Source organism: Algoriphagus hitonicola (genome assembly GCF_900113375.1).
Lineage (GTDB): Bacteria > Bacteroidota > Bacteroidia > Cytophagales > Cyclobacteriaceae > Algoriphagus > Algoriphagus hitonicola.
The window spans coordinates 64,511-77,561 of sequence record NZ_FOPC01000003.1 but is presented as its reverse complement, the minus strand read 5'-3'; the positions used below and the strand labels follow the sequence as shown (position 1 = coordinate 77,561).

General features: G+C 42.8%; 12 protein-coding genes. 7 read left to right on the top strand and 5 right to left on the bottom strand.

Annotation, left to right across the window (positions count from 1 at the left end):
• Positions 1 to 44: 44 nt before the first annotated feature.
• Positions 45 to 596 (top strand): LemA family protein, encoded by a 552-nt coding sequence (locus tag BM043_RS05155; RefSeq protein ID WP_092789508.1) that lies wholly within the window; start codon positions 45 to 47, stop codon positions 594 to 596.
• On the top strand, positions 596 to 2,311 hold the full coding sequence (locus tag BM043_RS05150; protein WP_092789506.1) for a DUF2207 domain-containing protein: 1,716 nt from the start codon (positions 596 to 598) through the stop codon (positions 2,309 to 2,311). Before BM043_RS05155 ends, BM043_RS05150 begins: the two co-directional genes overlap by 1 nt.
• Before the next feature lie 37 nt (positions 2,312 to 2,348).
• Here BM043_RS05150 and BM043_RS05145 read toward each other — a convergent pair whose 3' ends face one another.
• Positions 2,349 to 2,717: a hypothetical protein gene (locus BM043_RS05145; RefSeq protein ID WP_143189475.1), complete on the bottom strand. Its 369-nt coding sequence runs from the start codon at positions 2,715 to 2,717 to the stop codon at positions 2,349 to 2,351.
• 105 nt (positions 2,718 to 2,822) lie between these two features.
• On the opposite strand from BM043_RS05145, the gene BM043_RS05140 reads away from it, so the two are divergent.
• The 3 genes from BM043_RS05140 to hppD all read left to right on the top strand — a co-directional run bounded on the left by BM043_RS05140 (position 2,823) and on the right by hppD (position 5,893).
• A complete protein-coding gene (locus BM043_RS05140) occupies positions 2,823 to 3,725 on the top strand; it encodes a bile acid:sodium symporter family protein (protein WP_092789502.1) in 903 nt (300 codons plus the stop codon).
• Entirely contained in the window at positions 3,722 to 4,723 is a 1,002-nt protein-coding gene (locus tag BM043_RS05135; RefSeq protein ID WP_092789500.1) for a lysophospholipid acyltransferase family protein, read from the top strand. The genes BM043_RS05140 and BM043_RS05135 overlap by 4 nt, the downstream gene beginning before the upstream one ends.
• Positions 4,724 to 4,798: 75 nt before the next feature.
• Positions 4,799 to 5,893 carry a 4-hydroxyphenylpyruvate dioxygenase gene (gene hppD / locus BM043_RS05130; protein WP_092789498.1) on the top strand — a complete coding sequence of 365 codons (1,095 nt, stop codon included), beginning with the start codon at positions 4,799 to 4,801 and terminating at the stop codon, positions 5,891 to 5,893.
• 68 nt (positions 5,894 to 5,961) lie between these two features.
• Here hppD and BM043_RS05125 read toward each other — a convergent pair whose 3' ends face one another.
• On the bottom strand, positions 5,962 to 7,779 hold the full coding sequence (locus BM043_RS05125) for a glycoside hydrolase family 2 protein (RefSeq protein WP_092789496.1): 1,818 nt from the start codon (positions 7,777 to 7,779) through the stop codon (positions 5,962 to 5,964).
• A gap of 14 nt (positions 7,780 to 7,793) precedes the next feature.
• A complete protein-coding gene (locus BM043_RS05120) occupies positions 7,794 to 8,564 on the bottom strand; it encodes a hypothetical protein (protein ID WP_092789494.1) in 771 nt (256 codons plus the stop codon).
• Between the two features lie 164 nt (positions 8,565 to 8,728).
• Between BM043_RS05120 and BM043_RS05115 the strand changes: the two genes are divergently transcribed.
• Positions 8,729 to 10,459: a phospho-sugar mutase gene (locus BM043_RS05115; RefSeq protein WP_092789491.1), complete on the top strand. Its 1,731-nt coding sequence runs from the start codon at positions 8,729 to 8,731 to the stop codon at positions 10,457 to 10,459.
• Between the two features lie 66 nt (positions 10,460 to 10,525).
• Here the strand turns inward: BM043_RS05115 and BM043_RS05110 are convergent, their stop codons facing one another.
• Positions 10,526 to 11,470: a succinylglutamate desuccinylase/aspartoacylase family protein gene (locus BM043_RS05110; protein ID WP_092789920.1), complete on the bottom strand. Its 945-nt coding sequence runs from the start codon at positions 11,468 to 11,470 to the stop codon at positions 10,526 to 10,528.
• A 67-nt stretch (positions 11,471 to 11,537) separates the two neighbouring features.
• On the opposite strand from BM043_RS05110, the gene murB reads away from it, so the two are divergent.
• On the top strand, positions 11,538 to 12,551 hold the full coding sequence (gene murB / locus BM043_RS05105; protein WP_092789489.1) for a UDP-N-acetylmuramate dehydrogenase: 1,014 nt from the start codon (positions 11,538 to 11,540) through the stop codon (positions 12,549 to 12,551).
• On the opposite strand, the gene BM043_RS05100 is transcribed toward murB, so the two are convergent.
• Entirely contained in the window at positions 12,548 to 13,030 is a 483-nt protein-coding gene (locus BM043_RS05100; RefSeq protein ID WP_092789918.1) for a deoxycytidylate deaminase, read from the bottom strand. The two genes, murB and BM043_RS05100, sit on opposite strands and share 4 nt — an antisense overlap.
• Positions 13,031 to 13,051 lie beyond the last annotated feature (21 nt).

Below are 13,051 nucleotides of genomic sequence, written 5' to 3'. Positions count from 1 at the left end.
TTAAACTAGTATCTTGAAGGCTTTTAACACAAAACAACAGCACTATGACATTATTAATTATTGGACTCCTTGTCCTGGTATTGGTTTTTTATGGGGTAAGTATTTACAACCGATTAGTCAAGCTAAAAAACTTGGTAGAAGAGGCCTGGAGCGGGATTGACGTACAACTTAAAAAACGGTACAATCTTATCCCTAACCTTATTGAAACGGTCAAAGGCTACGCTAAGCATGAGTCGGAAACCTTCGAAAAAGTAACTCAGGCAAGAACTCAGGCCCAATCCGCACAAACCGTGGAAGGTCAGCAAGCTGCAGAAAATCAATTGGGAAAAGCTTTGGTCAACCTCTTTGCCGTGGCAGAGCAATATCCAGATTTGAAAGCCAATGCCAATTTTCTGGATCTTCAGGAGCAGTTGTCCATCGTAGAGCAGGATATTGAGCGGGCCAGGCGCTATTACAATGGCACGGCACGGGATAAAAACATTCTGGTGGAATCCTTCCCAAGTAACCTTTTTGCTAATGCGTTTGGGTTTACCAAATCGCCATTCTTTGAACTGGACAATGAAGCTGAGCGAACTGTCCCCGAAGTCAAATTCTAATGAAGCAGTTTTTCTTTTTTTACCTCCTAATTTTTCCAACCTGGATTTTTGCACAAAGTGAAAAGATCGATCGGTTTCATTCTGAAATCCGGGTTGATACAGCAGGGTTTATCGAAGTCACAGAGGAAATCACCTACACCACTGAATTAACCGGAAAACGGGGAATCGTCAGATCCCTCCCCCTCAGTAGAAAAATGAGCGATGGGCAAACCATCCGCCCAAAAATAGATCTGATTTCGGTCAAAAATGGCAGTCAAGAATCCCCCTATCATACCCAGAAAAGTGGCGACTTTCTAACCATTTATGTGGGTGAAGAGTCTGTATTTCTTGATCCCGGCACCTACCAATACGAAATCATCTACACGCTACCGGATCAAATCGAGGCTTTTGAAGGATACGACGAACTCTTTTGGAATGTAAACGGAACGGCTTGGAGTTTCCCCATGGAAGAAGTCAGCGCGGCGATCAGTTTGCCGTCGAGGGTGGAAATATTACAATCCGCCTGCTATACCGGTGCTTTGGGAAGTACTGAGCAAGACTGCACGGCTGAATCTGATGGGAACGGAATGCGATTTTCGGCATCCAACTTAGGTCCCGGAGAAAATCTCAGTGTTGCGGTAGGATTTACACAAGGTGTGGTCGCTCCCGCTCCACCTCCCAATTTTTTCCAAAAATATGGCTTTCAACTCTTGGGTTTTGGATTGGGTTTAATTCTTTTGCTCTATTATTTGTTTACTTGGTTGAGATATGGAATCGATCCTCCAAAACCTACAGTGGTTCCTCAATTTGATCCACCTGCGGGGCTTTCTCCCGCATCTGTAGCCCTGATTGAGTCGGGTAGTTATACCAAAAATATGATTACACCAGCGTTGGTGAATCTTGCGGCAAAGGGATATCTGAAGATCAATGATGAAAGTACGTCTTATGTTTTTGGAATTTTTAAATCCCAAAAATATGTCTTGACTAAGATAATAGAAGCAGATGACGTCCTTCCATCAGAGGAAAAGATTCTACATCAGTTTATTTTCAGAGCGGACACCGAAGTGAGTTTGTCTGGAAAATACGATCCTGGATTCGCATCCGCTGTGGAGAAATACAGGAAAAGTCTAAAATCCCAGTGGAATTCCCTGATTTTTGAAGGGTTCAATGCAAAATTTTGGGTTGTTCCCATTTTGCTTTTGATTTTCTATTTTATTCTAAATGTCACCTTGAGCGATTACTTTGTGTATGAAGGCAGAACAGGTTGGTTTATCCTTTTTTTAGGTGTGAATGTGGTTTTATTCCTTTTTTATCAATGGCTTATTCGAAAGCCTGCCAAGAAAAAACTCCAACTCCGTGCGGATATCGAGGGATTTAAAATGTATCTCAGTGCCGCGGAAGAGCGAATGCTGCAAAGTTTCAACCCACCGGAAATTACTCCAGAGCGATTTGAGAAACTTTTGCCATATGCCATTGCCCTGGATGTGGAAGAAATCTGGGGGGAAAAATTTTCCCAAAAACTCGCCGAATCCAGCACTATGCAATCTTCGGGCAGTTATCAGCCCACCTGGTACAATCGACCGGTTTCTAATGTCGGTCGATTTGGACATGCCCTAAATTCAAGTCTGAGCAATACCCTATCCTCATCCAGCATGAAACCATCCTCGAGCGGAGGTTCCGGTGGAGGTGGATTTTCAGGTGGTGGCGGTGGCGGCGGTGGCGGCGGCAGCTGGTAAGAAAAAAGGCAGCTATCGCGTCATAATTCAAGCCCCTTTATTCCCCAACTGTGCAGAGACTAGATTCTGACTTCCAAATCAGTTTGTTTTCCGTCACTTCCGTGGAAGCAATTTCATCCTCAAATAGATTTCCTTGGCAATCGTAGTAGGTAAAAACGGAATTACAATTTGGACAGCAATTGCCCTCCATAAAAAGCGTTTGTCCCTGGTAAAGTACTTCACTGATATAGGAATAATTTCGGCCAAATTCCGTGGATTCCAGTTCTTCCACTCGTTCATTCAACCAGGTTAGATTTGCTACCGGATTTTCTACCCCACAGGCCTGAATAGGATTTTCTTTTTCCTGGCAGGAAAAACTAAAAACAAGCATCGTCGCAAAAGCAACTAAATAATTTATCTTCATCATAGTTTTAATTAAAAAGGCTTAACTCCAATTGATACGCAAACGCGGGGGATTATGATACAAAGAAAATGTTTTTGTATTCCTTAAAATTTTCAGAATTTGCCGCACATGACTCTAGCCCATGAATTGGATGCTGTCCGATTAAACTTTTCACCCAATGACCTTCTGGCACTAAATCTAGCTTTGGCTTTGATTATGTATGGGGTGTCATTGGATCTTCGGCTTGATGATTTTAAGTATTTGTTGAAAAATCCAAAAGCTTTTTTCCTGGGCATATTTTCACAGTTTTTATTACTCCCCTTTTTGACCTGGGGGTTGATCAATATGCTAAACCCTCCCCCAAGTGTAGCCTTGGGAATGTTTTTGGTGGCGGCATGTCCGGGTGGAAATGTTTCCAACTTTCTCAGCAGTCTTGCCAAAGGAAATGTGGCTTTATCAGTTAGTTTAACAGGTTTTTCGACCTTGCTGTCAATAGTTGCTACCCCCTTGAATTTTGCCCTTTGGGCGGGTTTTTATAGTCCTACGGCTAGTTTATTGCGTGAAATTAGCCTGGATATCTCGGAGGTGTTTTTTACGGTCGGCTTGATTTTGGGTATTCCCTTGATCTTGGGAATTTTTACGAGGATCTATCGGGACCAATTGGCAACCAAACTATCTAAAATCCTAAAGCCATTGAGTATTTTGATTTTTGCAGCCTTTGTAGTAATTGCTTTTGCAGGCAACTTTGATTTGTTTTTAGCCTATATCGGGGTGATTTTTCTTTGGGTTTTTCTACATAATCTTATTGCTCTGGCTGCCGGATTTTTTACATCCAAAATCGGAAAACTCCCCTTAGCCGATCAAAAAACATTGACTATTGAGACTGGAATTCAAAACTCGGGTTTGGGGCTGGTATTAATTTTTACGTATTTTGACGGGTTGGGAGGAATGGCCATCATCACGGCCTTGTGGGGAATTTGGCATTTGATATCTGGAATGCTCATTGCGGGCATTTGGAGTAAAAAACTATGAAGAATCTTTTTAATGCTTTTCTGAGACTTTTAGTCAAAATCGCACTACACCTCTATTTCAAAAAAATCAGGATTTCGGGTAAGGAAAATATTCCTAAAAACATACCGATCATCTTGGTGGCCAATCATCAAAATGCCCTGATTGATCCCCTGCTTTTGGCTACACATACCCGCCTGCGACCTTGGTTTTTGACCCGTGCTTCAGTTTTTAAAAATCCCATTGCGGCAAAGATCCTTCATTTAATCCGCATGCTTCCTGTGTATCGGGTGAGGGATGGATTCTCCACCATTCAGCAAAATCAAAAAACATTTGAGGCCACTTTTGAGGTCTTAAAGAAGAACGGAACAGTGATCATTTTTGCCGAAGGCAGCCATAGTATGATCCGAAATCTCAGACCGCTGAGCAAAGGTTTCACCCGCATGGCCTTCGGATTGAAAGAAAAATACCCTCAACTCCAACCGGTGATTCTTCCCGTGGCGATCGAATACAGTGCCCATCAGCGCACGGGAAGTCGTGTGAGGATCAGTTTTGGAAAGGCCATCCCGGTGGATATGCCACACTCGCAATCAGGAAAACTCACCAAAGCGGTAGAAAATAGCCTGAAGCAAATGGTGGTGACTATTCCGGATGAGGATTATGAGGGCACATTGGAAAAACTTTTAGAAGCGCAGGTGGATGTGACCGACCGAGAAGCTGTAGCAAAATTTCAATCAAACCATCAAGTAGAGCAAAAGATTTCAAACCCTTCCGGATTACGAAATAAAGTGATGAAAATTTTTCATTTCCCCTTGTATTGGGTCTGGCTTTGGATCAGCCCAAAAATTGAAGACCGGGTATTTGAGGGGACATTTAAATTTTTGATAGGCTTTTTCCTTGCCCCCATTTGGTATATTATTTTAATCTGCTTGGTGTTGGGGAGTGCTATTCCTACTTGGAGCCTGACTTTTTTGATGATGGCGGTAATCAGTTTGTTTTGGAACAAAAATCCTCAGGAATAAGTCTCCTTGACCAAATAAAAGTTGGATGATTGTGTAACTTTGGGCTAAAGAAAAAAAACCCAAAAATAACAAATCATGAGTGAAGACTTTCTTCCCATCAACGGGACCGATTATGTGGAACTGTACGTTGGCAATGCCAAGCAGTCTGCGCTTTTTTACCAATATGCATATGGATTTGAATTGATTGCATACGCTGGACCAGAAACCGGTATCAGAGACAGAGCTTCCTATGTACTGAAACAGGATAAGATCCGATTGGTACTAACTTCTAGCCTTTTAGCCGAGCATCCGATTTCTGAGCATGTCAAAACACACGGAGATGGAGTCAAAGTATTGGCTCTTTGGGTAGATGATGCAGAGAAATCTTGGAAGGAAACTACTGCTCGGGGTGCTGTATCAGCTGGAGAACCTACCATTATCAGCGATAAGCATGGTGAGGTAAAAACAGCGTCAATTAAGACCTATGGGGAAACTGTTCATACCTTTGTGGAGCGCAAAAATTACAAGGGCGTATTTCTGCCGGGATACCAAGCCCGCAAAAGCACTTACCAAGCCACTTCCATAGGATTGAAATACATTGACCATTGCGTGGGAAACGTGGAATTGGGCGATATGAATCGCTGGGTTCAATTCTACGAAAACGTGATGGGATTCAAGCTACTGATCACTTTCGACGATAAGGATATTTCCACCGAGTATTCGGCCTTAATGTCCAAAGTAGTTTCCAATGGAAATGGCTACATCAAATTCCCGATTAACGAGCCCGCAGAGGGAAAGAAAAAATCCCAAATCGAAGAATATTTAGACTTCTACAATGGCGCCGGAGTACAACACATGGCCATTGCTACAGACGATATCATTCATACTGTGGGAGAACTGAGGAAACGTGGCGTGGAGTTTCTTGAAGTGCCTCAAACCTACTATGATGACTTATTGGATCGTGTAGGGGAAATAGACGAGGATTTGCAGCCGCTGAAGGATTTGAATATTCTAGTGGACCGAGACGATGAAGGGTATTTACTTCAGATTTTCACCAAACCATTGCAGGACCGACCTACCTTATTTATTGAAATTATTCAGCGAAAAGGGGCCACTTCCTTTGGGAAAGGAAATTTCAAAGCGCTTTTCGAAGCCATCGAACGTGAACAAGAATTGAGAGGAAACTTGTAAATCCGCTCTAAAATGAAAAAAGCCCGGGATTACGCTCGGGCTTTTTTTGTATGAAATTGGTTGAGTTATTATTGATCGTACAAACTGCTGTGAATTTCTTTCAGCTTAGTAGGATCGAATTTGATCACCTTGCGATCATACGTCATGAGCCCGTTGGTTTCTACTTCCACGTCGGTCGTTTGGGTATAAATGGCTGCTGCCAAACCTTTAGGGATCATTCTCTTCAGGTCATCCAACAAAATGGAATATCTGCCCATCAGCTCCTTTTGATCAGAAAAGCTCTGATAGCCCCAGTTATCGCGATTTTGCCAGGTATGGCCTTCAAGAGGTAAACCTAAGCCACCAAATTCTCCTAAGGCCATAATTCGATTTTCACCAAAAATCCCGGGATCAGGCATAACTGGATCCGGATAGTTGTGCAGATCCAAAATATCACCGACTACATCTTTTCCTTCCATTTCAAAATTCCCCCCGCTGGCACTGTTGATCAATCGAGTGGGATCGAGTCTCCGAGTCATTTCAACAATTTCCTTCGTCTTAAACTGCCCCCAAGCTTCATTAAATGGCACCCAAACGACAATGGAAGGGAAAAATTTAAATTCTTCCATAATTTCGGTCCATTCCCGCTTGAAAATCTCCTCTGATTCAGGACTCCTGTCTTTGTTCATGCCTTCACGAATGACTCCAGGCCGCACTTCCCAGCGATTTCCCATGTCACCACTCGGCATATCCTGCCACACGAGCATTCCCAGACGATCCGTGTGATAATACCATCTTGCCGGTTCGACCTTGACATGCTTTCGAATCATATTAAAGCCCATTTCTTGGGTCTTTTCGATATCAAATATTAAAGCCTCCTCAGTTGGTGCGGTGTACAAACCATCCGGCCACCAGCCCTGATCAAGTGGTCCATATTGAAAAAGCGCTTTTCCATTTAAGAAAATCCGTTGGAAACCATCTTCATCTTTTCCCATGCGTACATCCCGATAAGCCATATAAGAATCGATTTGATCGACCTGTTTCCTGCCTTGATATAAGCTGACTTTAATATCATAAAGGTGAGGGTCAGCCGGAGACCAAGCTTTTGGATTTTGTATGGCCATTTTTAGTCTTTCATTGGCTTTTCCCCGAACCGATCCTACCCGTACATCCTGGTCAAAAACCTGAACTTCCACTTCTTGATTCTCAGCTGCATTCTCCACTTTGGTGTAAAAAATCTGAGAATTCGCGCTCCAGTCAGTTTCTGAATGAAAGCCCGAAAGGAAGCTCTCAGGAACAGTTTCAAGCCAAACAGTCTGCCAGATTCCCGTCACCGGAGTGTACCAGATCCCCTTGGGTTCTTTGACCTGTTTGCCTCTTGGCTGCGGTCCAGAATCGCTCGGATCCCATACTCTGACCCGAATGCTTTGCTTTTGACCTTTATTCAAGTGAGGCGTGATATCAAAGGAAAAGGAATCAAATCCACCCTGATGCATTCCTACATTTTGTCCATTCACCCATACTTCTGTTTCCCAGTCTACTGCCCCAAAATTTAGCAAAACGCGATTTCTTCCTTTTTTTAATTCTAGGTCAAAGGATTTTTCATACCAAAGTTCCATTTCGGGCCCCACGGTCTGTTGGACGCCGGATAGCTGTGATTCTACGGGGAATGGAACGAGAATTTCCCCCGCAAAACCCATTTCGGGAAGACTTCCTTTTGGCAAAATGGAATATTCCCAGGCTCCGTTTAAGTTTTGCCAGTTTTCCCGGACCAGTTGAGGTCTGGGATATTCAGCATGTGGATTTTGGCGATCCACCTGATCTGCCCACTCGGTTTTTAATGTTGGTGACTGAGCATGCACATAGGAGCAAAGCGGTAAAAACAAGAGAAGTAGCAGCTTTTTCATAGAGAAAAGGGTAATTAAAGGTAAAATTCAAAGTTCAATTTGAGCGATTGAAAGGGTATTGTATCCGCTGTCTCAATACCAGTTGAGGGTTGCTCTAGTTTTTTAGTGGTATTTTTTGCGTTGGAAAAGGATTTGAAACTAATCGCTTTAAATTGGGAAAGATCTTCGCTGGGGAGAATCTCTGCTAAAACCGGTTGATCCATGGGAGTGATTTTCACACTGAGATCTTCAAAGTTTAAGTTTAAGCGGTCAAATTGTTCAATCCTCAAGGCTTCTTTGGAGGAAATTTCCGAAACATCTATAGGATCTGTAGAGGTAGAAATTGCCTGATTGGCTTTTTGCCAGTTGTATGCGAACAATCTTTCATCGAGAAATCGAAATCCAAGATCAAAAGAATGATCAGCCGATACCATTTTTTCAAATTGAATCTGTCCTGAAGTAAAAACGGTCCATTTGGAATGAAGAATCGCATCAGACCACTTTTCTAAGACAACCGAACCATCACTCTGGCGAGACCATTTCAAGCTTTGATCTGAAACTGATTCCTCATTTTTAGATTGTTGGTAAAAATCCAACATTCGCATGCCCACCTTGATTTTTTCCAGCCCGGCTGATTTTTTTCCGAAAACAAATAACCTGTCTCCTACTCGAAGCTGATAGTCTATGGTGGATTCTCTTATCGAAATCGTATCGCTCCCCTTGGTTATTTTTCCAGGAGTTGGAAAAAATGGAGACAGCATCAAAAAGTAAAATACAGCTATTAAATGAGTAAGGGTTGAAGTCATATCGGTAGGATAATGAATTTTAAAATTAATCGAATTCTGGCCATATAAAAATCAGGGCTGGCTGATGGCTGGTTTTTTTGCTACTTAATTCGAGCAATTGATCAAATGGGATGGCAAATTTTAACATTTTCTATATATTGGAACAACCTTAATTTTTAACCCATATGAACTCAATAGATCCATCAATTCTAGCAAAAGCAAAAACTTGGCTTGAAGGAGAAATAGACCAAGAAACAAAAAAAGAGATTTTAAGACTTCAGGAAAATGATCCAGGGGAATTCGTAGATTCCTTTTATAGAGATCTGGAATTTGGCACTGGAGGCCTTCGTGGACTCATGGGAGTCGGTACGAATCGAATGAATATTTATACGGTAGGAATGGCCACTCAGGGGCTAGCCAATTATTTGCTAGACTGTTTTCCTGATCAGGAAATATCGGTGGCACTTACCCATGATTGCCGGATCAATAATACCCTTTTTACCAAAACCGCCGCGGATGTATTTACCGCAAATGGCATCAAAGTATACTATTTCCGGGAAATGCGACCTACACCTATGCTTTCGTTTGCTATCCGGCATTTCGGATGCAAAAGCGGCGTCATGGTCACTGCCTCCCATAATCCCAAGGAATACAACGGTTATAAGGCTTATTGGGAAGATGGAGCTCAAGTAGTGGCACCACATGATAAAAACATCATCAAAGAAGTTCAAAAAATCACTTCATTTGATTTGGTAAACTGGAACAAAAATGACGACTTGATTGAGTATATCGAGGAAGATTTTGACCGAATCTATATGGATAAAGTCAAAGGCCTGAGCCTTTCGCCGGATGCTATTCAAGCACAAAAAGACTTGTCTATCGTCTTCTCTCCCATTCATGGAGCTTCAGGAAAGATGGTTCCGATGGCACTAAAGGAGTATGGATTCGAAAACGTCCATGTGGTCAAAGAACAGGCCGAACCTGATGGCAATTTCCCCACGGTCATTTATCCCAATCCTGAAGAAGCCGAAGCGCTCACCATGTCGATTGAATTGGGCAAAAAAGTAAATGCGGATTTAATTCTCGCTTGTGACCCCGATGGAGATCGCTATGCAGCGGTCGTCCCCAATGAAAAAGGGGAATTTGAGCTACTCAATGGAAATCAAACCGGTACTTTGCTTACGTATTATTTGCTCAGCAAATGGGAAGATGCTGGAAAATTGGACGGAAACCAATTCATGGTCAATACCATCGTAACCACCGAACTGATCAATGTCATCGCCAGAGGTTTTGGCGTGGAGTGCTTTAATGTCCTGACTGGATTTAAAAACATTGCTGCGATTATCCGAGACCTGGAAGGAAAGAAAACCTTCATCGGTGGCGGTGAAGAGTCTTATGGTTATTTGGTGGGAGATTTTGTCCGGGATAAAGACGGAGTCAGTGCCTGTGCGCTTGTGGCGGAATTGATCGCTTACTACAAGACCAAAGGTAAGTCCGTTTTTGATGTACTGGCTGAGATTTATCAGCGATTTGAATTTTACAAGGAAGCGCTTATTTCAGTCACCAAAAAAGGAAAAGACGGTGCAGAGCAAATCCAAGCGTTGATGATGGATTTCAGATTGAATCCTCCAATATCCATGAATGGGTTGGCAGTCGAAAAAATCATCGATGTCAAAGAAGGGAAAATTCATCATCAGCTGACCGGAAAAACTGAAAACCTGGACATGGAATCCTCCAATGTCATGCAGTTTTACCTAGAGGACGGAAGCAAAATATCAGCCCGGCCATCCGGCACCGAGCCCAAAATCAAATACTATTTCTCGGTACATGCACCCCTTAATAAAAGGTCAGATTACCGAAAGGTAGAGGCTCAGCTCGAAGAAAGACTGGAAGGGTTAAAAAAGTATTTTTCTTGAAGGAATTGAATTGGAAAAGAAAAGGCAGCCTCTGGGTTGCCTTTTCTTTTTTTGATCTTGGAGATTCTACAGTTTTCCGACATGGACTAGCGCCTCTCCCACATTGATGACAGGGAGATTATTCAGTCCGATTACATAACCGTTTGAAGGAGCTTTTACGGGAATTTTTACCTGTCCATAGGGATCGGAAATCCGAGCCAATATTTGCCCTTTTTTAACCTGATCTCCCAGTTTCACCGAGGAGTTGAAAATACCTGATGCTCTGGATCTTACCCAATCACTATTAGAGAGAATCAAGGTGTCTTTTGCCTCAGGTTTTTCGGCAATCATTCCAAGGTAATTTAGTAAGCGCTTAGTTCCATTGACTCCTTCTTCGGTCGATAATTCGTCGATTCGCATGGACTCTCCACCTTCAAAAACGAGAATATGTTTTTTTGCCAAGTAAGCCGCTTTTCGGAAAGTTTTATCAATCATTTTTGAGTTGACGACGTAGTGCGTGCCGAAGGCTTTAGCCAATTCAAGACCTTTTTTATCTTTAAAATCCACCCGGATTTGAGGATGGTTGGTGAGCATTCTACCACCGGTATGAAAATCTATTCCATAGTCAATTTGCGGGATGATTTCTTCGTTGAGGATGTAGGCAATTCTCCCGGCGAGGGAGCCCTTCTTACTACCCGGAAAACTCCGATTGAGATCTCTTCCGTCCGGAAAAGTTCTGCTATTGGACAAAAAACCATAAATATTAACCAAAGGAATAATAATCAAAGTGCCCTTTATTAATTCGAGCCCAGCGTCGATTTCTTCCAAAACCCGTCTGGCAGTAACAATTCCATTAATCTCATCACCATGCACACCCCCACTTACCAAAACAACCGGCCCCTCCTCTTTTGCAGCACGAATAAAAATCGGCAAATCGATCAGGGTATGAGTGGGGAGCTTAGCAATCGGCAATTCGATATTCACTGCCTGACCGGGACGAATTTTTATTCCGTTTATTTGTACTTCTCGCATAGATGATGAATGGAAATAAATTTCAATTTCAGATAAAACTTGTTTATTTCGCAAGCCTAAAGACTCCATGAAGATACAAGAAAACATTTCTCTCAAACCTTATAATACCTTCGGTATTGACAAAAAGGCCCGATTTTTTGCTATCGCATCCTCTATCGATGATTTTCGGCAGGCAATTTCTTTTGCGGAGAAAAATGGGATCGAACTTTTTGTCCTCGGAGGAGGAAGCAATATTTTGCTGACTTCTGATCAAGATAAACTGGTAGTCAAGAATGAGTTAAAGGGAATTAAGGTAACTGGGTCCGATGAAGATTTTGTATGGGTAAAAGTCGGTGCGGGAGAAATCTGGCATGACTTGGTTCGCTATGCTATATCCCAAAACTGGGGAGGAATCGAAAATCTTTCGCTCATCCCGGGCACGGTAGGTGCTTCACCTATGCAGAATATCGGTGCTTATGGGGTGGAAATCAAGGATGTTTTCGACAACCTGGAAGCCCTTCACCGTAAAAGCGGAGAAATCCACCAATTTCAGAGTCCTGACTGTGAATTTGGATATCGGGAAAGTGTCTTCAAACACCGATTAAAAAATCAATATATCATTACCAGTGTTACCTTCAAATTGAGCAAAAAACCACAGCTCAATACAGCTTACGGAGCGATTCAGGAAACCTTGAAGGCAATGAACACTGAAATCCCCACGGTAAAAGCGATTTCAGATGCGGTGATTCATATCCGTCTATCCAAGCTTCCAGATCCTGCCAAAATCGGAAATGCCGGATCTTTTTTCAAAAACCCAACCATCTCTTCTGCTCAGTTTGAAGAGCTGCAATCCAATTTTCCGAGTATTCCCGGATACCCCAATAAGGAAGGAGTCAAGGTTCCTGCAGGCTGGCTGATCGAACAAGCCGGCTGGAAGGGCCGGAAATTTGGAGAGGTGGGCGTACATGACAAGCAGGCCTTGGTGCTGGTTAATTATGGAAATGGCGACGGAGCGGCTATTGAAGAACTCTCAAAGAAGATTCAAAAATCCGTAGAGGAAAAATTTGGAATCAAACTCAGCCCAGAGGTCAATTTCCTTTAAACCAAATTATCATTTACCAGGATTTCTTTTTGGTAGCGTTCCACATCAATTCCGAATTTTTTCAAAAAGTCTACCCCTTCATCACTTCCGATCCCTTTGTACTCGGCATAGGAAAATAAATAAACCACTTTTGAAATTCCCATGGAGAAAATAATCCTGGCGCAGGGTAGACAAGGAGCCAAAGTCACATAAAGCGTGGAGCCTTCCACCGAAGTATTGTTTTTGACCGCATACAGAATAGCATTTTGCTCGGCGTGTAGGGCTAGTGAACAGCTGCCTTTGCTATCCCGGGCGCAGCCATGCTCGGGAAATTCCTCGTCGCAATTATGCGTGCCCGCTGGAGGTCCGTTGTAACCAATGGAGATAATCCGAGTTTCTTTGGTGAGGACTGCCCCCACATGTTTTTTAATGCAGTGTGATCGCTTGGCCAGGTTTACGGCCAGCTCCATAAAAATATCGTCAAAATCGGGTTTGCTCATGAATGAAATTTTGTCCAAAAA